The organism is Marinobacterium sp. xm-d-530 (assembly GCF_013283365.1).
Taxonomy (GTDB): Bacteria; Pseudomonadota; Gammaproteobacteria; order Pseudomonadales; family Balneatricaceae; genus Marinobacterium_E.
This window is the reverse complement of the sequence record NZ_WBYM01000002.1, coordinates 28,181-51,062: the sequence shown is the minus strand read 5'-3', so window position 1 is coordinate 51,062 and position 22,882 is coordinate 28,181. Positions and strand designations below refer to the sequence as shown.

Below are 22,882 nucleotides of genomic sequence, written 5' to 3'. Positions count from 1 at the left end.
AGCGGTCTTGCAAAGGCCGCGATGGGTTAATCATCTCATCTTCGACAAGACTCCAACAACCAATAAAAAACCCCGCAAAAGCGAGGTTTTTATAACACAGAGACCGACTATCGCTTAGCGATACCCTCTTTACCAGGGAAGTCAGGTGCACACTCTCGTGCGTTCGGCATCTTCAGCCAAAGTCGTAGGAGATGACGCTTCTTATCTTCCTCTTCGTAATCTTCAAAGCCAGTACGAGAGTGGAAAATTGTATAGTTATTAGCAAACTGAATATCACCCGGTTCCATCATCATATCCAAGCGGATATCGGGGTCATTCAAGATCGAATCAACCAGATCAAAGGCTTCTACCTCTACTGGTGACAGTGGCAGTCCAGCTTTCTCTTGTGCAATTTCAATGTACTGGCGCAGATGCATCGCACTCAGTTTGCCTTTGTAGTAACTGAAAATTGGTACCGGGCCGGCATCACCATTATTGATGTGCTCCATTAGGAAATGGCGGTGCAACAGGCCAAGGTACTCGGTATGGTTTTCTAGAATCTCATTGAAAAGAGTAATGGCGCTAGACAAGCTGCTCATGCCGCCGGATTTGGCTTTGCGAAGACTTAATAGTCCGACAACGTCAGAGAGGTCTGCGTGGTAGGGTAGATACTCATTGGTTTCATAAACACGGACCGATTTAGGATCTTTTGCACCGATATCTTTCACGTGGCCGATCATATCGCCTTTGATGTTCTGTGATACAGGGATACCCATATGAAGGCCAAGGCCGTAGTAGATAATTGCGGTCTCTTCGTCAGTGTAACGCTCAATAGGTAGGCCGCGGATAAGTATGAAGCCTTTGCCATCCTCAAGCTCGGTATTGAAGTAGTTGATCTCTTCCGCAAGCTCGGTGATCGGGAAATCTTCTTTAGTGAAGTTAGGTGTAGTTAGGCCTTTCGCTTTGACTGCGGCAAGTCCTTTTTCAAGAATGGCGATTGACTCATCGGACCAGTGGTAGATCCAAGATCCATCATCTTTTATATCTTTGCCTTTCCAAGCTGATGGGCCTTCGAATTTCTCTTTAAGAATGACTGACACTCTAAATTCCTCTGTACGAAATAGTATTAATTATTGTGATAAAGCTAAGGCCAATAGATTAGGCCAAGTATTAGAAATAACTGCTGTTACAATTATGATTGTTTAAGTCTATAACAATATTCAACTTTTGTATGGGGTATAAGTTGGAGCGGTCTTGAAAAGGCCGCGATAGGGTATCGTCTCATCTTCGATAAGACTCCAACAGAAGAGCACAAAAAAGCCCCGCAAAAGCGAGGCTTAATATCTGGTACGACCGGGCAGATTCGAACTGCCGACCCCTACCATGTCAAGGTAGTGCTCTAACCAACTGAGCTACGGTCGTATTTGGCTGGGTATTTTATGGTGTGAAATTTATTCTGCAAGTAGAAAAACAGCTGGATGCAGATTATTTTTTTCTAACTATTCCTTTTTTACGTGATTCAACTATTCTGAATCTATAAACACTGATGTTAGAGGTCTGTTTTGGATAATGTGAATGATTCTCGGCTACCTGCCGAGATGTCTGAAGGTTTAATTGTTGTGGCTTTGGGGGCATCTGCTGGTGGCCTTGAGGCGATTACAGCTCTACTAAGAAGCTCCCAACCTAATGGCCATTTAGCTTTTGTTATTGCCCAGCATATGGCACCTCAGCATCGCAGTCTGTTGGTTGAGTTGCTCTCTAAAAACTGTGATTACGAAGTAGTTGGGGCTGAAGATGGCGTCGAGATTAAACCCAATACCGTCTACGTTAACACTCCCAATACCGATATCTCAGTGGTTGATGGCCGATTCCATATTTCTTTACCTTCTGACGATGTAGGTGCTAAACCCTCTATCGACAAACTGTTTAAATCATTAGCCATCAACTATGGTAGCCGATCCATTGCAGTGGTTCTTTCGGGTACCGGTTCTGATGGTACGCAGGGTTTTCGTGAAGTGCGTGATGCAGGTGGTATTACCATCGCTCAACAACCGGATACGGCTAAGTACGATGGCATGCCAAATTCAGCGATCCGTGCGCGTTTGGCTGATCTAATCCTATCCCCAGAAGAGATTGCTAACTACCTGTCCGACAGTCACCACCGTCCTGAGGTGTTGAAGTCTGTTGGAAAAGATGAAGAGACTGTAGTCTCAGTCGACTCTCTTATTGAACGCATTTTGACAGAGACTGGCTTGGATTTCCGTCAATACAAACGCGCAACGCTAGAGCGTCAACTTCAGCGCCGTATGTCAGCGTTAAGGCTCAACTCTATCGACGACTATTTTGCGCATGTAGACAAGGATCCGGATGAGTTGGAGTTGGTTCAGCGTAGCTTCCTGATCTCAGTCACCAGCTTCTTTCGTGATGAAGAGGCGTTTGATGCACTGGGTAAAGTGCTTGATAACATCATTAAACAAGCAGAGCAGAGTCGCTCTATTCGTATTTGGATTCCCGCCTGTGCTACCGGTGAAGAGGTCTACACCATCGCCATTATGTTGGCGGAGCGTCTAGGGGCAACTCTAAGAGGATTCGACGTTAAGATCTTTGCTACGGATATCAATGAACTCAATCTAGATATCGCTAGGCAGGGTGTCTATGTCGATGCTGCGGTAGAAAATCTCTCTCCTGCGATGCTAAGTACCTATTTTGATCTAGAGGCTAATAAATATCGGATTAAAAAGTGGGTTAGAGACATGTGTATGTTTGCTAAGCACGATCTGGTAAAAGACCCTTCCTTCCTTAGAATGAATCTTGTAAGCTGCCGTAACTTGATGATTTATTTGAACAACCCGCTTCAGGATCAGTTGGTTAATAATTTCCACTACGCTCTTAACCCAGGTGGTTACCTATTCTTAGGCAAGTCTGAATCCATAGGTTCAACGGGTGACAAACTGTTCGATTTTGTAGATAAATCGAACAAGCTCTACAAGCGTAAACCAGGTGCCGTCTCTTATGGTCGTTTCTCTGGTGCATTGACGAAAGGTATTAACAATACGGTTCAGTCATTAAAAAACACCAATAATCCATCGCCAGCGCACCGGATAGAGGAGAAGGTCTTTTCAGCACTGATCGACAGTTTTGCCCCTCCTAGTATCCAGTTAAGTGATCAATTTCAACCGATTAAGTACTTTGGGGATATCTCTCCCTACCTGAAAATCAATCCAGGTAAAGCTAACTTTGACATTGTCAGTCTGTCACATCCTCAGATACAGACCGAAGTTCGCGCTTTGATCAATAGGGTCTCCCGTGGCGAGCAGGATAAAATTGATCACATCGTGCGATTTAAGTTTCCTGATGATGTCACCTCTACCGTTAATATTTCGGTTCAACGCGTGGTTGATAACATCAGTGAAACTCAGGCCTACATCATGAGTTTCAACCGTATTTTAGAGACTCCTGCCGTCAGCACCGATAATCCACCTAAGGCCTCTGCGGATGCAGGAGTGGTTGAAGAGCTAGAAGAGGAGTTACAACGTACTCGCGATCACCTTCAGGCTGTTGTTGAAGAGCTTGAGACATCAAATGAAGAGCTTCAGGCTCTAAACGAAGAGTTGCAAGCTTCGACCGAGGAGCTGCAGGCTTCTAATGAGGAGTTGGAAACGACTAACGAGGAGTTGCAAGCCACCAACGAAGAGTTAACTACCGTTAACGACGAATTACAGGCTAAATCGATTCTGTTGACTGACAGTAATGAAACCTTAGTGAATATTCAGCGCTCATTGGATATGGGTTTGATCGTGGTGGATACTGATCATCGCGTCGCTCGATTCACACCGCAAGCCGTTCGACTCTTCGGTATTTTGCCGGACGATGTAGGCCATAAGTTGACTAAGCTGCCTCGTCACATTGATGTTCCAGATTTTGAAAAGCTTCTGGATAATGTCATCCAGTCAGGCTCTCCTGTGCGCCGGGAGTTGGAAAGTAAGGGTGAAAAATACCTTATGAACATCAGCCCATATCGCCGTGATCAAGGAATTATTTCGGGTGCTGTACTGACCTTTACCGAAACCACCAAATTGAGTGAATCGATTGATCATGCCTCTCTCGTAGATGCCATGTTAAATGAGGTCGGTAAAGTTATTTCAGAAGGCGTTATGATCCTAGCACCAGGCTTTGCAAAGATCCTGCATGTATCTCAGCGCTTAGAGCAGATCACAATGCGTAACTCTGATGTTCTCTTAAGAGATTCTGAAACCTTCCTCGATATCGTTGATCATGGTGATAGGGAGCGTGTCGCTAATCACTACAAGGACAGTGAGACGCAAGGCTGGGACATGACCTACAAGATCAAACGTCGAGATGGCTCAATCGTCAAAGTTCATGACGTTGCTAAACGTGAAGAGGTTGATGCCCATGAGCACGATATCATCACTTCAATCATTAGGGTTATTGACTAGTGCTTGACTAATTAACCCTATGATTCTAAAAATTAAAGCCTCGGCAGTGCCGGGGCTTTTTTATAACTAAAAAAAACAGGGTTTTACCATGAAAAAAACACTTCTACTCGCTGCAGCTTTAGTTTCAACTTCAGCGTTCGCTGACACTCAACGTCTCGCAATTCATGTTGATGAAAACGATCCTAAAGTAATGAACTTAGCACTAAACAATGCGCAAAATGTTAAAGCTTACTATTCAGCGAAAGGTGATGATGTGATTGTTGAACTGGTTGCTTATGGCCCTGGTTTAAACATGTATCTTGAAAATTCGCCAGTAAAAGAGCGTTTGGAAACTCTAGGTATGGATGAGAGTTTCAAGTTTTCGGCGTGTAATAACACTTATACAAAAATGAGCAAGAAAGCTGGCAAGGATTTGGTGTTGCTGAGTGAAGCCAAAAAAGTACCCTCTGGCGTCGTGCGTTTGATGGAGCTTCAGAAAGAGGGTTATGCTTACTTACGCCCTTAACGCTAAGGGGCTTCGGCCCCTCTATTGAGATTTCACATGCAGCTTCTGATTGCTGATGACAACCCAACGTTTAGGGCGCAGCTTGAATTTGTAGCTAGACAAATTGGCCATAACCCTAGTGTTTTTGAAACCGGTGACCAGTTGTGGGAGCACATTCAATCACATGGGCTCACTCCCTCTCTACTACTACTAGATTGGGAGATGCCAGGTCTGTCAGGCCCAGACCTCTGTGAAAAGATACGCTTAGCTTATCCCCATCTAGCAATTCATATCATTCTTGTAACCAGTCGAGACGAGACAACCAGTCTTGTTGATGGTCTCTCTTCAGGGGCCGATGATTACGTAACCAAACCGATTAATCGTGATGAGCTAGCGGCTCGCTTGTCCGTTGGGCAGCGAAATATTCTGCTTAGACAGCAGTTGCTAACCATTAATGAGCAACGCATTGCCGCTGAAAAGCTTGCCTCTGTTGCACAGCTAGCCAGTGGGGCGGCACATGAGATCAATAATCCCTTAGCGTTCGTGCGATCTAATTTGGATTATGTTTCGAGTCAAACATCACTATTATCAACACTGAATGAGCTGCTTAACTCCTCTGAGACCAGCTTGCCTCAGTTAAGAGATTGGTTTAACAGGCACCACTTCTCTGAATTGTTTGATGAGCTCGAAGAGGTTTCCCGTGAGTCACTGCAGGGGGTAACCAGAATACAATCGATAGTCGAGGGGTTACTCAGATTCAACTCCGAACAGGGTTTGCAGCGACAGACTGTTGATCTGAATGGTTTGCTTATTCAGCTTCTACCTAAAGGAGCTACATTGTCGCTTCCTGAAGCCTTATCTGTTGTGGCCGATCCAAAACAGTTAGAGAAGATGTTTGCCGCTGTAATAGAGAACGCTGTGTTGGCGTCTCAAGAGGTGAGCACGATCAGGATACAAGGTCGCTTAGTGGGTGGTGAGATAGAGATATCGGTTAAAGACAGCGGTGTTGGCATGAGTGATGAGCAGAGAGCGAGAGCCTTTGATCCCTTCTATACCACGCGATCTATTGGATCTGGATTAGGGTTGGGATTGAGTTTAGCTCAGGGTATTGCACGACAACACAATGCTGAATTAACGCTAGACAGTCAGTTGGGCATAGGTACTACCGTGATCTATCGTTGTCATGCTGCCTAAAGAGATCTATCGCGGCCATGATGAGTTTGGCACTGTCATTGTCTTGGATGATGGAAACTGTCGCTATTTGAGCTTTGGTGAAACCGATGAGCAGAGCTGTATCCTTAAACAGTCTCCAGAAGTGCCTCAATATGCCTTTATAAGGGCGATGATCTATCCTCTTCTATATCTTTCTCCTAACCGTGCTCTCTCGCTAGGTTTGGGAGCTGGCTCTCTGAATGGGGCGCTTCACTCCATTTTGCCAAATGTGAAACAGGAGATTGTTGAGATCAGTCCTGAGGTGGTTGAGGTTGCTCACAGGTACTTCTATCTGCCTCGGTCTAAGCGAATCAACATTGAGGTGTCTGATGCCTATGAATATCTGCAAAGACCAGTGAAACGTAAGTTTGATCTGATCACTGCGGATTTATACACCTCTGAGGGATTAAATGAGATTCAAGTTGAAGCGGTGTTTATCGATGCGGCAGTGGCACGATTGAGTCAAAAGGGGTGGTTGGTGCTTAACTGCTGGAGTGATCATCGTGAAGTGGAGATCTTAGACAGGCTGCGTGAACGATTCGATTCTCTTTTTAGTTGTACCACGGGCGATGGTAACTGGGTTCTTTTTGCGACGAACGGGCCCGTTGATGTTAGCAGCTCTCAGATGAAGAGTCGGATTAAAGAGCTGAGTTCACGTGCTGGCTTTGCTGTAAACACCATCGCTAAACGAGTCAGACAAATCATCTAAATGCTTGTTTTTTCAATCCTGATTGAGACAATGGGAGATCTTAATCAGGGAGAGTGAATGGATCAATCATACGCCAGTCGAAACCGACCAGAACCGGGTTTGGTTATGCTTCACTCAAACCGTCAAGAGACTCTGAAATCAGTCTTGGTTGAGTGGCTTGCTAATCATCCACTGGATCTTTTCGATAAAGAGGAGATGCTGGTTCAAAGCAACGGTATTGGACAGTGGATTAAGTTTGCCCTAGCTGAAGATAGAGAGCAGGGCGGTGTGGGTATTGCCGCTAACATCCAATTCTCTCTACCCTCAATGTTCATCTGGCGAGCCTATCGAGCGGTACTGGGTGAAGAGGCCGTTCCTAAAGTCTCTCCATTTGATAAACCACGCTTAAGCTGGCGTCTATTCAGATTACTCAATCGCTTACCTCAAACCGCACCTTTCGAACCTCTCAATCAGTTCCTGAGGGACGACTCTGACCAACAGAGGCGTTGGCAGTTGGCACAGCAGTTGGCGGATCTTTACGATCAATATCAGATCTATCGTGGCGATTGGCTGAACCATTGGGCAGAGGGTGGTGAGCAGGTTACTGACGCCCAAAATCGTTCATTACCCCTTGCGGCTGATGATTGCTGGCAGTCGCTTTTATGGCAACTCATCTGTGACGATTTGGGATCAGAGCAATCACTCTCTCGTCCTGTTGTACACCAACGCTTTTTGCAAAGCTGCTCAGAAGGTCATGTTGATCGGACAAAACTGCCTAAACGATTGATCATATTTGGCGTCTCGTCGCTGCCTAAACAAGCCCTAGAGGCGATTGATGCCTTATCACAGCATATCCAGATTCTTTTCTGTGTTCTTAATCCTTGTAAGCACTACTGGGCCGATATCATTGATGGTCGCGACATGTTAACGGCTAAGAATCGAAGACAGTTAGAAAAACCTGCAGAGGATCTATTCGCCATTGAACAGCCATCCCAGCCACTGCTAGCGGCCTGGGGTAAACAGGGGCGCGATTTTGTTCGTCTGTTGGATCTCTATGATGAGAGTCACTCTTTCCAGAGTCAGTTTGGTTTAAATCGAATCGATCTATTTGAAAATGAAGCCACACCTAACAGTTTGTTGCACCAAATACAGCATGACATACTCGAGCTAGAGTCACCTCAGTTCGAACCTAGGGTATTAACCAGTGGTGATCAGAGCTTGCGTTTTGTTGAAGCTTACAGCGCACAACGTGAGGTAGATATCCTGCAAGATCAATTGATCGGCGCGTTGAGAGATGATCCAAGCTTGCGACCACGCGATATCTTGGTGATGGTACCGAATGTTGATGATTATCGTGCTCAGATAGAAAGCGTGTTTGGTCGACTTTCAACCAGTGATGAGCGCTTCATCCCCTTTAGCATTAGTGATCAAAGTCGCTCTTCAACCCACTCCATGATCGGTGCGCTCGAGCGTCTATTGACACTAAACACCCAACGCATGGGCGTTACGGTCCTATTTGAGTTGTTAGATGTGCCCGCAATACGGCGCAAATTCCAATTTGACACTGAGTCTTTAGCGACACTTCAAGAGTGGATTAATGATGCGGGTGTTCGATGGGGACTAAATGCACAACATCGCTCCCTATTGGGTGTCACTACTGGAATAGAGCAGAACTCTTGGTTGTTTGGCCTGCGCCGATTGCTGACCGGTTACGCACTAGGCGAATCTGATGGGGTCAAAGGCGTGGTACCTCTGACGTCAGTTAAAGGGGTCAGTGCCAATGCCGTAGGATCGCTGGCGCAACTGTTAAGGGTGTTCTCTGAGTGGGCCAGCTTTATCGAGAATCACCATACACTTGATCTGTGGGTGGAACGAATCGAGCGCCTGATGACGCAGATATTCGATTGCATCGAAGCTGATGAGCAGGTGATTGAGTTGTCGCTGTTGACTGAACTTAAAGCGATACAGGAGCGAGCTGTTTCAGCTGAGGTGTCAGAACCTGTCCCGCTCCATCTGTTCAGTCAGCTTCTGCTTGATGCTTTGGATGCCCCAGATCTTAACCGTCGGTTTATGTCCGGCGGCGTCACTTTTGCGACCCTCATGCCAATGCGTGCGATTCCCTTTAAACGAATCTATCTACTGGGTATGCAGGATGGCGCTTACCCTCGACCCCAGGTTAGAAACGACTTTGATTTAATGGCTCGCTCGTCACTCTTTAGACCGGGTGATCGTTCTCGCAGGGACGATGATCGATACCTCTTTCTTGAAGCCTTGCTATCAGCGAGGGAGTCGCTTTCAATCAGTTGGGTAGGGCGCAGTGCGGTGGACAACAGTGAACGCCCCCCATCGGTCTTGGTGGCTCAGCTGCGTGATTTTATTGATGCGCATTGGGTCAATCCTGACAAGGCAGTCAAGGTATTAGACCTGTTAACCGACAAACACCCTCTCCAGCCATTCGCACAGGACTATTTTGATCAAAACTCTGCCTTAAACACCTTTGCTCATGAGTGGCTAGCAGTGCATCAGCCTGATTCAGAGCTGAGCTCGGTTGCAGCATCGGTTGAGCTAGATCTTCAAGTATCCATTGACGAGCTCAATCGTTTTTACAAAGCGCCTGCTCGATACTACTACCAATCATTGATTGGGACCTCACTGCCACTCCCGAAAGAGCAGTCACAGGAGAGTGAACCCTTCGTGATCTCTAAGCTTGATGATCATCTGCTCAAGTCGTCGGCATTAGAACTGCTCGGATACCCCAACAAAGAGGATCGTAAGGTCAAAATAGAGTCTGTTGTCGATCGGTTAAAAGATCTGGGCACCTTGCCCTGGGGTGGTTATGCTGAAAAACCAGTTAGGGCCATAAAGAGCCACCTTGGATCGATCTGTCGACATCTTGATTGGCTCACCGAACGATACGATTGGCAGCAGCAGGACAGTCTTAAGCTTCATCTTGCGTTGAGTGGTGCTACCATTACTGGTGAAACTGGTGCTCTGTACCAGCTAGAAAAGCAGTGGGCCACTGTGGTTAAGCTTAGCGGAGCAGCCATTGAGAAAGGAGCTGTCAAACAGGATCGCATGTTGGGTAGTTGGCCAAAACACCTTCTCTTAAATGCCTGCTTAGGGCCTACGACCACTTATTTCATTGGTCCTGATGCTGTGACCTACCTTAGAGTAGTTGAGTCTCATGAAGCGATCCGGTTGCTTGAAGCCATAGATCAAGCGCGTCGAGAGATGCTTGAAAGCCCCAAACCGATCGCGGCTAGAACCTCGCTGGCTCTGTTAAATAAGGGCGAGTCACAGGCGGCCACTCAGTTTGAGGGTGAGTTCACCTTTAATGAGCGGCAACGTGAGCCTGAATTGGCTCAACTCTGGGAGAGTTTTGAACAGATCAAAGAGGCTGGATTAGCAGAATTCGCGGCGAGCCTCTACTCGCCACTGATTGATTACAGTGATATTTGGCGCGAGGGTAGTCGATGATCCCTATGCCACTGAACCCACTAGAGTTCCCATTCTCAGGCGGATCCTTGATCGAAGCGAGTGCGGGTACTGGTAAAACCTATACCTTGGCGGCCCTCTATGTTCGCTTGGTGCTTGGTCATGGCGATGAGCGCGCTTTCCAAAGAGAGCTACTACCACCCGAAATTTTGGTCGTAACCTTTACCAATGCCGCGACACTCGAGTTGCGAGACCGTATTCGCAGTAAGTTAAGCACGACTGCACGGGTGTTTAGGGAACTAGAGCAGAGTGACGATCACTTTACCTCTGCATTAATCCAGAGTTATCCCCCTGAGGAGTGGGAAGGCTGCGCATTGAAATTGGAACGCGCCGCTGACTGGATGGATGAAGCGGCAATCTTCACCATTCATGGTTGGGCACAACGCATGCTGACAGCGCATGCGTTCGACTCTAACACTCTGTTTGATCTACAACTGGGTGATGATGGCTTGTCCCATCTCGAAGAGGCGTGTCGAGATTACTGGCGTATTCACTGTTCCGTGTTAGAGCCCAGAGTGGCTGAACAGATAGGGATGCTCTTGAAGTCACCAGAGGCTCTCTACGGTTGGATCTATCGATCACTGTCAAGCGATGCCAAACTGCACTGGAAAGGGGAACCTCTTGTTAAGAGTGTTGATCCTCGCACTATCGCTCAGTCCATCAATGAGTGGCTTAACGACTTAGAGAGCTGTAGCACTAAACTGCTGACTATTTGGCGCGACAATATTGATGAGATTGAAGCATCACTGAGAGGCCAGTTTGAGGCTAAACACTTTAATGCTGGGCGAGTTAAAGAGCCTGGTTTCAGTGATCAGCTTCTGGCGATGCGACAGTGGGCCGTTGATGGTGAGGTGCCTGACAGTCCGGATTCACTGATTCAATATTTGACCTTTGAAGGCAAACTAAACAAAGGCAAGCCTCTGCCTGATCACCCAGCAGTGGATCTACTCTCTGCCTATACAGACCGTCTTCAGCGTCGCCCAAAACTTGAACCCATTTTACTGCACGCCTTAGACTGGGTATCAGAGCGTTTTACGATCCTCAAGGAGAGCACAGGTGCCCTCGATTTTGATGATCTTTTACTCCTTCTAGAGAGGGGGCTTAAAGGGCCACTAGGGAGTAACTTAGCTTCCAGAGTGCGTGCACAGTATCCAGTCGCGTTGATTGATGAGTTTCAAGATACCGACCCATTGCAGTTCAGTATATTCAGTACGCTTTATCGAAATGTCGATGGTTGCGCGTGGATCATGATTGGAGATCCAAAACAGGCCATCTACAGTTTTAGGGGGGCTGATATTCATACCTATCTCGACGCGAGAGAGGGGAGCCAAGATAAACTCTATACCCTTGGCACCAACTATCGTTCGAGTGAATCGGTTATTTCTGCGGTTAATGGACTCTTTGTCGATGCTGATCTCAAAGAGAAGGGGGCTTTTCTCTTCAGAGACGCCAGTGGTGTGAATCATCTGCCGTTTTATCCGGTTAACGCCAACGGCTTAAAGAGCAGCCTAACCTCAAATAATCAGAGGCTCGATGGTCTACATCTGATCTGCTTGGACGATGGCGAGTGCGTGAATAAGCCTCGTTATCATCAAGCGCTGGCCACTCATACCGCAAGCAAAATCGCCTCGTTACTGAACCGGTCAGATTCTGGCGAACTATCAATGGGTGATGAGCCTATCCAGCCTGACGATATTGCCGTGCTGGTAAGAAATTTCACTGAAGCTAAAGTGGTAAGAACAGCACTCGATCAATCAGGTATCTCTTCAGTCTATCTGTCGGATAAAGAGAGTGTGTTTGAGTCACAAGAGGCGGAAGATCTTTGGCGAATTCTAAATGCTATTGCACATCCACGGTCAAAATCTTTAATCATGGCCGCGTTAGCCTCGCCGGTTCTCTGCCTAACACGTGACCAACTCTTACATCTGAATCAATCTGAGTCTGAGTGGGTCGATATCAGTCAGATCTTTGTTGAGCTCAATCAGATCTGGAAGCGAACTAATATTGCGGCCGTCATTCGAGCTCTGATCACCGAATTTGATCTACCTCGTAAATTGAGAGCGACTCGAGGCAGTAGGGTAGAGAGAAGTTTAACGAATCTATTGCACCTGGCTGAATTGCTTCAAAAACAGGTATCGGTTGTGGATGGTGAGCTGGGTATTATTCGTTACTTAGGCGAGCAGATCGTCAATCCGAGTGGTACAGGTGAGGAGCAGCTCATTCGCATGGAATCGGATTCCGGGCGAGTTCAAGTCATCACCATGCACAAATCCAAAGGGCTAGAGTATCCGATTGTATTTATCCCCTTTGGTGTCAGCAGCCAGTCCGTAAAGGTGAGTGATAAGGGCTTAACCTATCGTCTTAATGGGCAAAAAGTTCAAGAACTGAATAAAGATACCCAGAAACACGAGAAGTCATTCAGTGAACGGGAGATGCTTGAAGAGGAGGTGCGGCTGATGTACGTCGCACTCACTCGCGCAAAATATGCCTGTTGGATAGGCTTGGGTGCTGTTGACGGTTTTGAGAAATCCGCAATGGCAAGCCTTCTTGGAATCAACGAGGCACTTCCTAAAAAACCGTCCAAAGAGGATCTCTATGACGCACTCAGTCAGGCCATTATCAATGTGACCCAGCGAGATGGGGTTTTTCTGGAATCGGTCTCTGATCAAGTTGAACAAAGAGAGGTTAAAACGGATCGTCTGTTCTCACCTGAATGTCAGCGATTAACTCAACCTGTTAATCGCGAATCTTGGTGGATGACCAGTTACTCTGCCATCGCAAGTTGCACTCAATCTCATGCAGTCGACTCTAAGATCGAAGAGAATTTGTTGGATCAATCGATTGCTGAAACGGAGCCGTTCGATCATTTAATCCGCTTTGATCAAGCCAAGCCCGGAACCATTCACGCCTTTGAGCGTGGGGCGATTCCAGGTAATTTTTTGCATGAGGTATTAGAGCGAGCAGCAGAGCAGAGTTTTTCTCAAACCGCGACCCATTCCGATCTCATAAAGAGTGCTGTTTGCATTGAGCAACAGCCAAGTCGATGGCATCAGAGTGGATTGATGATAGAGCAATGGCTTGAATCGATGCTAACCACACCCATTGATCTTGGCTTTGAGCTGACACTTGCAGGCTTATCTCACTACCAAGCTGAGATGGAGTTTATCTTCAGTGCCCATCATCTCTCTGTCGCGGAACTGGATCAGCTCTGTATTGAGTCAATCTATCCTGAGTTAGAGCGGCCGAGATTGGAACAGCAGACGATCAATGGCCTGTTAAAAGGGTTCATTGATCTTACATTTGAAGTGAATGGGCAGTACTGGGTATGTGATTATAAATCCAACTGGCTAGGACCTGATGCCTCCTATTACAATGAGTCTAAGATGCAAGAGGCGCTGGTGGAGCATCGTTATGATCTGCAGTTGATGATCTACCTGCTCGCCCTGCATCGGCAGCTGCTGGCCCGCGATGTTGAGTATAGAGAGAATCCAGTCAAAGGATTTAATGAGAAAGTGGGCGGGGCGCTCTACCTCTATCTTCGTGGCGTGCCAGAGGGAGAGGGGTGTTTAGCAATCAAGCCAACCTATGAACAGATCGAGCGTTTGGATCGTTTGTTTAAACAGGGAGCAGACAGTGCAGCAAGTTGATTTATGGTCTGACTCCAACACTGATTTGAATCTAAATCAGATCTTAGAGCTTTGGTTGGAAGCAGGTTGGATTCGTTCTATTGATATGGAACTCGCACTTCACCTGTCGGAACTGTATGACAATCAATCGGCATGGGCGGGTTTAGCCTTAGTCTTAGTCAGTCATCAGCTAGGGCGTGGACACAGTTGTGTCGATGTTCACTCCCTCTATAAGGATCCCGATCGTTACCTAGCACTTCCACCGGAGTTTGCAAAATTAGCCGGTATACCTTTACCCAGTGAGCTGTTTAAGCGACTAACAAAGAGTGAGTGGCTTACCGCAGTTCATCAGAGTCCGTTGATGGGTCTGCCTGAGGAGAATCCCCCCTTAGTATTTGAACATGAGCGTCTCTACTTAAGGCGCATGTGGCAGGTAGAGTCTCGTGTTGCAGAGCGGTTAAAACAGCGTCTATCGAACCCCTCCAGTAACACGGACTCGTTAGAAAAGTATCTGAACCAACTGTTTCCGAACGATGATGCCAGCATTGATTGGCAGCGAGAGGCCTGTGCAAAGTCTGCAATTAAGCGTTTTGCAGTTATTACCGGTGGTCCAGGTACCGGTAAAACGACGACAGTGGTTAAATTGCTGGCGCTACTTAAACGTCTAGCGGATGACCAAGGTGATACCTTTGATATTGCACTTGCAGCGCCAACAGGCAAAGCGGCGGCACGTTTGTCATCCTCAATTGGGAGTGCGCTTGAGCGCCTTCCAGAAGGTTTTGGAGAGGGGTTACACGCTCAGGTTGATACGGTCCACCGACTCATTGGTGTCTCTTCGGCTGGTCGAAGAAATCGTTATCATAAGGGGCATACTTTGGCGGTTGATCTGTTGATTGTAGATGAAGCATCCATGTTGGATATTGAGCTATTCGATGCGCTGCTTGATGCATTGAGTGATCGCACACAGCTTATTCTATTAGGCGATAAGGATCAGTTAGCCTCAGTTGAGGCAGGCTCTGTCTTGGCAGACCTCTGCCGTGTTGAGAGTGATACAAACCCAGAAGGCTTTGTTAGCCAACTTAAAATCAGTCACCGCTTCAACAGTGAGTCTGGCATTGGTCAGCTAGCCAAGGCCGTCAACCAGGGGTCTTTAACTGACTACCAAGCTGTTTGGCGACAGACCTACAGCGATATTCACTATCAAACGGGAGCTGACCTGCGTCAGCAGATCGCTGATCGAGTCTTAAGTAGCGATCCACAGATACCGGGTTATACGAGCTACTTAGGAAAACTCACTCAGCCATGTTGCGACCCACTTGAGGTGCTTAGGCTGTTTGACCACTTTAGGTTATTGACCCCTCTGCGTCGCGGACCAGAGGGTGGTGAATCGCTTAACCATATTTGTGAGACCCTATTAGCCAGAAAAGGGCTAATCGATCTGAGTCAAGAGTGGTATATCGGCCGTCCAGTAATGGTTACTGCCAATGATTACGCGGTAGGTTTAGCGAACGGAGATGTGGGTGTCTGTTTAGAGCGAGAGGGCAAGCCTAGTGTGGCGTTTATCAACGAATGCGGAGATGCGGTACGATGGATCGACCCCCTTCGTTTAGAGTCGGTAGAGACGGCTTACGCCATGACGGTGCACAAATCACAAGGCTCGGAGTTCAAGCACGTTGCGTATCTGTCACCTAGTCGAGCGAATCCTGTACTGAGTAGAGAGCTTCTCTACACCGCCATTACACGTGCCAGTTCACAATTTACTCTTATCGAGATGAACAGCAGTGTGACACAGCAGACAATCAGTACACAGACCGATAGAGCCAGTGGGCTTTATCATCGCTTAACCGATTAAAGGGCTAATTCAATCTCTTCTAAAGAGGGAATAGCATCCGCTGTCCCTGGGCGTGTCACCTGTATCGCCGCACCGGTAACCGCAAAGTGAAGTGATGCTTTAAGATCCCCGGTTTGGTCATAGCGCGCGAGGAAAAGCCCCAGAAATGTGTCACCGGCCCCGGTCGTATCAACGGCGTCGACAGTGGGTGAGGGCAGTATAAACTCATCCTCTGAGCCTATATATCGAACACCACGACTACCCAGTGTCACTAGAATATGATCAACGCCGCACTCTTTAATCGGGCGGTTCAATGCGCGCTCTAAATCCTTGGCCTCAATCTCATTGACGACCAACATATTGATTAACGGGAGCATCACTAGGGTCTTATCTGCGTCGAAGGGGGCTGCTGAATAGCAGAGCTTCATCCCTTTAGCCTTTGCGCATTTCATGAAGTGTTCAGTTTGCGAGGTCTCGTTTTGACAGAGCGCCCAATCAGACGCGGTTGCATCCTTTAAGCCCTCATCTACCATCTGTTCGGTAATAGCAAAGTTAGCACCTGGGTAGACAAGGATTTGATTCTCAGCCGACTCTTCATCGACCATAACAATGCCATGACCTGTTGGCGTTTCCGACATAAATAGGTGGGTCGTATCGATATTTAACGCTTCTAATTGGTCGAAGTATCGTTTATCTGCAGGGTGCATCGCACCTATATGCTTAACGCGACCACCCGCTTTAGCAATGGCAACACTCTGGTTGGCACCCTTGCCACCCAACCCCTGTGTAAAGTTATTGGCTGCGAGTGTTTCACCCGGCCTAACTAGGTGGGGCAGTGAGTAGAAGTAATCTATGTTGACTGAGCCTAGGTTGTAAATGGCCATTCACGAATCCTTAATGAGTTCAGCCAACGATATCTAAAAACCTACTTAGTGCAAAGCTTTTGAGTCAATGCAGCGACTCGGCGACCAAAAATTAGGATCACAGAGAAGGCAATCGGCCAAGCAACCAGATAAGCGTAGCCCCAACGAGCCATAAAACCTTCACCTAAACCGGTATTCACCGTGGTAATCACAAAGGTCATGATCGTTACCATCACCAGAGACATTAACACTGATTGAACAAGAGGAGCGCGTTTTTTAGGAAACATAGATAAGCCTATTAATTAGTAAATTCTAATATTGGCAATGATACGGGATTAGCTTGTAAATATTAAGAGCAGAATTCTACATATCTAAGAGATTAAGACCTACTTAAACAGTTAAATGCTCAATAGCTTTAATTTTCAAGATAAGAGAAAATATAGGCTAATAGATACAAATGGAGCCTAAGGGTGGAAAACCAAGAAACCCCGTCAACCTACCAACAACTGCGTACCGATATTTTAGAGGGCAATATAGAGCCTGAATCGAAGTTATCGATTGCTGTCTTAGCTAACCGTTATGGATCCAGTGCGGCTCCGGTTCGTGAGGCACTCTCAAGGCTCGCCGCAGAGGGGTTGGTAACTCGTCGTGGTCAGCGTGGTTATTGGGCTGCACCTATTTCAGCGGATGAGTTTGTTGAGGTGAGTCGTCTGCGGGAAATGCTTGAAGTGGATGCTTTTAAGCAGTCGATCAAGCTAGGTGATCTCGATTGGGAGGCGGCCATTGCAGGAGCACGCCACCGCGAATTAGCGGTTAAGTCACAGTCTGCTGGGCAAGAAGATGATCAGGTACTTGCGCGTACTCGTGAGAATCGCCGTTTTCACATGGCACTCATTAGCGCCTGTCCCTCTGAGTGGCAGTTACGCTTCATATCGACGCTGTATGATCAGGGTGAACGCTTTCGCCGTTTGGCATTAACCAGCCAGCCATTGAATCAACCATCAGGTAAAGATGAACACGAAGAGCTTATGAATGCCGCATTTGCGCGAGATATTAAAACGGCTACAGAACTGCTTAGACTGCACATCCGTTCATCCAATGAGAAGGTGATGAATACGCTCTTTCCAGAGCGGTAAAAGCAAGTCGCGGTTTGTCGCTTCGCTCCAATTCGCTTCTACAGAAGAGCTACGTAGATAATTTTTTCCGAAGTCCTACTGTAGGAGCGATCTCAGCCCAGCTGAGACCGCGAAATTAATCCGAATCATTTCGGCAAGAAAAAAGCGCCAACAGGCGCTTTTTTAGACCATCACGCAGAATCAATCTTTAGGCACAAGAAGCTGTACACCAGCCGCAGTGTTTGATATAGGAGCGATCAAGACGTTAACCAACTCATCAACAGGGCCAGAACAAGCACCGCGCATTGCTAACCACATGGCGAGCTCGACACCCTGTGCACCGGCAATTTCCGTGAGTTCATCATTGGTGTAGTGGGTCAGTGACTCTGGATCAGTGACCAGTTTATCCATACACATCTGGTCGAACTCAGTATTTAGGTAGCCTGCACGCTCGCCATCTAGCTGGTGCGATAGACCGCCAGTACCCAGAACAACAACTGTCTGGTCACTATCCCAAGAGCGAATGGCATCACCTATCGCTTTACCAAAAGCATATGAGCGTGATGGTTTAGGCATAGGGTGACGTTCACAGTTAATGGCGATGGGAATCACCTTAGTGCCTTTGTAGGTATGGCCTGGGTAGAGGACAGACATAGGAACTGTCGCGCCGTGATCCACTTTGATGTCCTGACAGACAGTTGGATCAAAGTCGTTTTCGATCAGGTGGTTAACGATGTGCCAAGATAGATCTGTTTCACCCGTTAGAGGTGGAATTGGTTTGATACCCCAGCCCTCATCAGCGTTGCAGTACTCGTCTGCACAGCCGATAGAGAAGGTTGGTTTCTTATCCAAGAACATCTCAAGACCGTGATCGTTGTAGAACAGTACAGCGATGTCTGGCTTGTTCTCGTTGATCCATTCGCGAACTGGTACATAAGCAGCGAATAGGTCTTTCCAGTAAGGGGTGTCCTCAATGCCGCGATCAACTGCTACACCAATAGCAGGAACGTGTGATGTGCCGATAGCACCTAAGATTTTAGCCATTCGTTTTGCCCACTCCCTGACTGTCTAAATATGCTTGGAACTCTTCAGTCGTTTGGCCGGTCATGATGCCGCCAACGTCCTGTACGTTAAGCCCAAGCGTGCCTGCAAATTTTGCAAGGTAGTAGATACTGCCGCCATTACGAAGTAGAGCGATGATGTCGCGTTTTAGGATCGCCTCTTTCTGTGCAGGGTTCAGCTTAAACTTATCGCAGTAAGCCGCTTCGTCTTGACGAAACTCTTCGCGACAGCTCTCCTCGTTGAAAGAGAAACACATCTTATTGAGGTTGTAGCCGAGTTTTGCTGCTACGCCATCAAATTTGTATGTTCCTTCAATGATCGGTTCAATCATAAGAACTCCTTATCGTTCCCAGTACAAACGCATTGGGTTGTCGATCAATAGTTTACGCTGTAGCTCTTCAGTTACGGCAATCTGTGGAATCACGTCAACCAGTGCACCATCATCAGGTGTGTGTGATTTCATGTTCGGGTGCGGCCAGTCTGTACCCCAAAGTACGCGATCTGGGAAAGCTTCAACGAGTGCACGCATGAACGGCACAACGTCAGAGTAGTCCGGTGCCTGTAGCGTCAAACGCTCAGGACAGCTGACTTTCGTCCACACCTTATCGTTGTTACGCATAAGATTCATGAAACGCTGGAAGTCAGGGTGATCAACACCATTAGCCACGTCTGGACGACCCATGTGGTCAACCACGATGGTTGTGTTTAGCTCGTTAAGGAACGGGATTAGATCTTCTAGATCTGGCGCTTCAAAGTAGACAACGATGTGCCAGCCTAGTGGTTTGATCTTCTCAGCGATCGATAGGAATACCTCTTTAGGGGTTGTATCGACTAGACGTTTAACGAAGTTAAATCGAACACCGCGGACACCCGCTTTATCCATCGCTTCAAGTTCTTCTACCGTGATCGCTGGGTCAACGACCGCTACACCGCGTGCTAGATCGCCTGCAGTCTCAAGTGCGTCAACCAGTGCTGCATTGTCTGTGCCGTGACAAGAAGCCTGAACGATCACGTTACGACTGAAACCAAGGTAATCACGCAGAGCAAAGAGTTGATCTTTAGATGCATCGCAAGGTGTGTATTTACGCTTGGGGTGGTATGGGAATTTATCCGCAGGACCAAATACGTGGCAGTGTGCATCCACTGCACCAGCAGGCGCTACAAAGTCAGGCTTTTTAGGGTTGTCGTGAAACGGGCGGTAATCTGCATCCATGTTCTTTATTCCTAATTATTCAGCGAAAACTTCGCCATCAAATAGTTTTCGCGCTGTGCGTAATAGTGCAGCGCTTTTCGGTTGGCCATCCTGATCGATATCAATAACGACCGTCATTTCTCCGATCGGGTGCTCAACGGCTAAGGTTTTTCTATTGCCTTCAGGTAGAGTGGCCACTGAAGCGGCAGGTGAGTTCGGCAAAATAGCTGCCGTAGCAACGCTGACTGCACCCAATACACCGATAGAGGCGTGGCAGCGATGAGGGATGAATGTACGTGTAGATAGCGCACCACCATCGGTTGCTTCGCTCACCATACTCATCTTAGGTACAGACTTCTCAGTCACATCGCCGAGATTCATCATTGGACCCGCTTGTAAGCGAATGGCTTCAAGCTTGGCGCGAAGGTCGCTATTAGCTTCTAACTCTTCACGAGACTCACTGCCTGTAATACCCATATCCGATGCCCGCATTACGACTACTGGCATGCCGTTATCGATCAGGGTGCATTCAACACCGTCGATCAGATCAACTGCGTTACCGGTAGGAAGAAGGGCGCCACAAGATGAACCCGCTGTATCAAGGAACTCTAGAGGGACCGCAGCCGAAGTGCCTGGTACGCCATCAATCTTTGAGTCGCCTTTATAGGAAACCTGGCCGTTTGGTGTAGCTACTGTAGCGATAGCGATCTGGCCCGTGTTCTCCATAAAGATACGAACCTGAGTCTCATTGCCCGTTGCTTGAACTAGGCCACGCTCAATGGCGAAGGGACCGATACCTGCCAAGATATTGCCACAGTTCTGCGCATCGGTAACGATTGCTTGATCAACAAATACCTGTAAAAAGAGGTAATCGACATCGGCGTCGTCACGATCAGAAGCGCTAACAACGGCAACTTTCGAGGTCAGTGGGTCAGCACCACCGAGACCATCAATCTGGCGTGGATCTGGAGAACCCATCATGCCAAGAAGAAAAGCGTCTCGTGAGGCAGTATCTGAAGGTAGGTCGCTCTTTAGGAAGTAACCGCCTTTAGATGTACCGCCGCGCATCCACATGCAGCGAATGCCATTAGACATACTTAAGGCCTTTCTCTTCAAGGCGAGGGCGCATGTTGTAGATATCAAGACCTAGCTCACCATTCGCCATGCGAACACGCTTCTCCTCTTCACGAGCTTCACGCGCTAGCGCCTCTTTAAGAACCTCTTCGGCTTCATCGCGGCGAACAACACAGACGCCATCATCGTCAGCAACAATGATATCGCCTGGGTAGATCAATGCTTCAGCACAGACCAGAGGGATGTTCACTGAGCCCAGAGTCTCTTTGATGGTGCCCTTGGCGTAAACAGCTTTAGACCAGACTGGGAAATCCATCTCTTTAAGGATAGCAGTATCACGAACACCGCCATCAATGATTAGGCCCTGTACGCCACGCGATTTAGCTGAGGTCGCCAGTAGATCACCAAAGAAGCCATCTACAGAAGGTGAAGTTGGCGCAAACACCATGATGTCGCCGGGTTTACACTGCTCAATAGCAACATGCATCATCCAGTTATCACCGGCAGCACCAGAGATTGTCACTGCACTGCCTGCAATAGAGCGACCTGAGTAGATTGGGCGCATGTAGTGCGCTAATAGACCGCGACGACCCTGAGCTTCATGAACGGTTGCAACGCCCAATTTAGCTAGACCTGCGATTACTTCTGAATCAGCACGTTCAATATGTTGAACAACTACGTTCTCTGCCATAATCCTCTCCTTAAACCTTCAAACGACTGAATACACGTTGAGCATTGCCAGAGAAGATCATCTCTTTCTGCTCAGCATTCACTTTAGTTGTCGCGTCGATGTATTGTTTAGTGTCATCAAAGTAGTGACCTGTCTCTGGATCGATACCACGAACCGCGCCGATCATCTCTGATGCGAAAAGGATGTTTTCAGTTGGGATGACATCTAGAAGGCAGTCGATACCTTTCTGGTGGTAGACACAGGTATCGAAGAAGACGTTATTCAATACGCGCTCTTCAAGTTCGAAACCTTTATCCAATGCCATCCCGCGGAAACGACCCCAGTGGTAAGGAACTGCACCGCCACCATGAGGGATGATGATCTTAAGTGTTGGGAAGTCTTTAAATACATCAGACATCATCAACTGCTGGAATGCCGTGGTATCAGCACCTAGGTAGTGTGAACCTGTCGTATCGAAGTTGTGGTTGCAGGCAGCTGATACGTGGATCATTGCTGGAATGTCGTATTCACACATCTTCTCGTAAATAGGGTAGAACTCTCGAGCCGAAAGGCGGCTGCCATTCCAGTGGCCACCTGATGGATCTGGGTTAAGGTTAATACCAATAAAACCCATCTCTTCAACGGTACGAACGATCTCTGGTACAGATTTAGCTGGATCAACACCTGGAGATTGAGGCAGCTGAGCAACAGGAACAAAGTTCTCTGGGAATAGGTCACAGACACGACGAATGAGATCGTTTTGGTTTTCAGTCCAGAATTTAGAGGTGTGTTCATTACCCACATGGTGAGCCATCCAGCTAGCACGAGGTGAGAAGATAGTAAGATCAGTGCCACGCTCTTGCTGAAGTTTTAACTGATTGTTGATGATCGACTCGCGGATCTCATCATCAGTAACACCAAAGTCGCCTTTTTCACCAACAAAATCTGGATTCTTTTCTACTTCTGCTTTTTGAGCTTCACGCCAAGCGCCAACACCAGGAGGTGTGGTTGTGTAGTGACCATGGCAATCGATAATCATGTCTCAAACGTCCTTTTATAATGAATTGGATTTCTATTTTTCTATCCTCTCTATATCGCCTTTTTTAAGCTATTTAGTTTTTACTTTTTAGGTAT

The 22,882-nt window shown here is 47.4% G+C and carries 17 protein-coding genes and 1 tRNA gene; 8 read left to right on the top strand and 10 right to left on the bottom strand.

Annotated elements, in window-relative coordinates; genetic code table 11:
* Positions 1 to 107: 107 nt before the first annotated feature.
* A complete protein-coding gene (locus tag XMD530_RS03565; RefSeq protein ID WP_173495540.1) occupies positions 108 to 1,079 on the bottom strand; it encodes a TauD/TfdA family dioxygenase in 972 nt (323 codons plus the stop codon).
* A 245-nt stretch (positions 1,080 to 1,324) separates the two neighbouring features.
* Positions 1,325 to 1,401: transfer RNA gene (locus XMD530_RS03560), tRNA-Val, on the bottom strand.
* A gap of 149 nt (positions 1,402 to 1,550) precedes the next feature.
* On the opposite strand from XMD530_RS03560, the gene XMD530_RS03555 reads away from it, so the two are divergent.
* The 7 genes from XMD530_RS03555 (at position 1,551) to recD (ending at position 15,793) form a co-directional block, all read left to right on the top strand.
* Entirely contained in the window at positions 1,551 to 4,436 is a 2,886-nt protein-coding gene (locus XMD530_RS03555; protein ID WP_173506744.1) for a chemotaxis protein CheB, read from the top strand.
* Between the two features lie 88 nt (positions 4,437 to 4,524).
* The gene (locus XMD530_RS03550; RefSeq protein WP_173484500.1) at positions 4,525 to 4,941 is read left to right on the top strand and encodes a DsrE family protein; all 417 of its coding nucleotides are present in this window, start codon (positions 4,525 to 4,527) and stop codon (positions 4,939 to 4,941) included.
* 36 nt (positions 4,942 to 4,977) lie between these two features.
* On the top strand, positions 4,978 to 6,114 hold the full coding sequence (locus tag XMD530_RS03545; RefSeq protein WP_173506743.1) for a sensor histidine kinase: 1,137 nt from the start codon (positions 4,978 to 4,980) through the stop codon (positions 6,112 to 6,114).
* Positions 6,104 to 6,841, top strand: a complete 738-nt coding sequence (locus XMD530_RS03540) for a spermidine synthase (protein WP_173506742.1) — start codon at positions 6,104 to 6,106, stop codon at positions 6,839 to 6,841. The genes XMD530_RS03545 and XMD530_RS03540 overlap by 11 nt, the downstream gene beginning before the upstream one ends.
* 57 nt (positions 6,842 to 6,898) lie before the next feature.
* Positions 6,899 to 10,297: an exodeoxyribonuclease V subunit gamma gene (gene recC / locus XMD530_RS03535; protein WP_173506741.1), complete on the top strand. Its 3,399-nt coding sequence runs from the start codon at positions 6,899 to 6,901 to the stop codon at positions 10,295 to 10,297.
* Complete coding sequence (gene recB, locus XMD530_RS03530) at positions 10,294 to 13,962, top strand: exodeoxyribonuclease V subunit beta (RefSeq protein ID WP_173506740.1); 3,669 nt, start codon at positions 10,294 to 10,296, stop codon at positions 13,960 to 13,962. Before recC ends, recB begins: the two co-directional genes overlap by 4 nt.
* Complete coding sequence (gene recD / locus XMD530_RS03525) at positions 13,949 to 15,793, top strand: exodeoxyribonuclease V subunit alpha (RefSeq protein ID WP_173506739.1); 1,845 nt, start codon at positions 13,949 to 13,951, stop codon at positions 15,791 to 15,793. Before recB ends, recD begins: the two co-directional genes overlap by 14 nt.
* On the opposite strand, the gene XMD530_RS03520 is transcribed toward recD, so the two are convergent.
* Entirely contained in the window at positions 15,790 to 16,656 is an 867-nt protein-coding gene (locus XMD530_RS03520; protein ID WP_173484506.1) for a ribokinase, read from the bottom strand. The genes recD and XMD530_RS03520 overlap by 4 nt on opposite strands.
* Positions 16,657 to 16,697: 41 nt before the next feature.
* Positions 16,698 to 16,922, bottom strand: a complete 225-nt coding sequence (locus XMD530_RS03515) for a DUF2798 domain-containing protein (protein ID WP_173506738.1) — start codon at positions 16,920 to 16,922, stop codon at positions 16,698 to 16,700.
* A gap of 183 nt (positions 16,923 to 17,105) precedes the next feature.
* Here XMD530_RS03515 and XMD530_RS03510 point away from each other — a divergent pair, with 183 nt between their 5' ends.
* A complete protein-coding gene (locus XMD530_RS03510) occupies positions 17,106 to 17,771 on the top strand; it encodes a GntR family transcriptional regulator (protein WP_173488885.1) in 666 nt (221 codons plus the stop codon).
* 180 nt (positions 17,772 to 17,951) lie between these two features.
* On the opposite strand, the gene XMD530_RS03505 is transcribed toward XMD530_RS03510, so the two are convergent.
* From XMD530_RS03505 to XMD530_RS03480, 6 genes are read right to left on the bottom strand one after another with little or no spacing between them, the layout of a single operon-like run.
* The gene (locus XMD530_RS03505) at positions 17,952 to 18,794 is read right to left on the bottom strand and encodes a class III extradiol dioxygenase family protein (RefSeq protein ID WP_173480894.1); all 843 of its coding nucleotides are present in this window, start codon (positions 18,792 to 18,794) and stop codon (positions 17,952 to 17,954) included.
* Positions 18,787 to 19,143, bottom strand: coding sequence for a protocatechuate 3,4-dioxygenase (locus tag XMD530_RS03500; RefSeq protein ID WP_173480895.1), 357 nt, complete (start codon positions 19,141 to 19,143; stop codon positions 18,787 to 18,789). Before XMD530_RS03500 ends, XMD530_RS03505 begins: the two co-directional genes overlap by 8 nt.
* Before the next feature lie 9 nt (positions 19,144 to 19,152).
* Positions 19,153 to 20,025 carry an amidohydrolase family protein gene (locus XMD530_RS03495; protein WP_173480896.1) on the bottom strand — a complete coding sequence of 291 codons (873 nt, stop codon included), beginning with the start codon at positions 20,023 to 20,025 and terminating at the stop codon, positions 19,153 to 19,155.
* A 15-nt stretch (positions 20,026 to 20,040) separates the two neighbouring features.
* Positions 20,041 to 21,099 carry a 4-oxalomesaconate tautomerase gene (locus XMD530_RS03490; RefSeq protein ID WP_173506737.1) on the bottom strand — a complete coding sequence of 353 codons (1,059 nt, stop codon included), beginning with the start codon at positions 21,097 to 21,099 and terminating at the stop codon, positions 20,041 to 20,043.
* Positions 21,092 to 21,769, bottom strand: coding sequence for a 4-carboxy-4-hydroxy-2-oxoadipate aldolase/oxaloacetate decarboxylase (locus XMD530_RS03485; RefSeq protein WP_173480898.1), 678 nt, complete (start codon positions 21,767 to 21,769; stop codon positions 21,092 to 21,094). The genes XMD530_RS03490 and XMD530_RS03485 overlap by 8 nt, the downstream gene beginning before the upstream one ends.
* A gap of 10 nt (positions 21,770 to 21,779) precedes the next feature.
* On the bottom strand, positions 21,780 to 22,787 hold the full coding sequence (locus XMD530_RS03480; RefSeq protein WP_173480899.1) for an amidohydrolase family protein: 1,008 nt from the start codon (positions 22,785 to 22,787) through the stop codon (positions 21,780 to 21,782).
* Positions 22,788 to 22,882 lie beyond the last annotated feature (95 nt).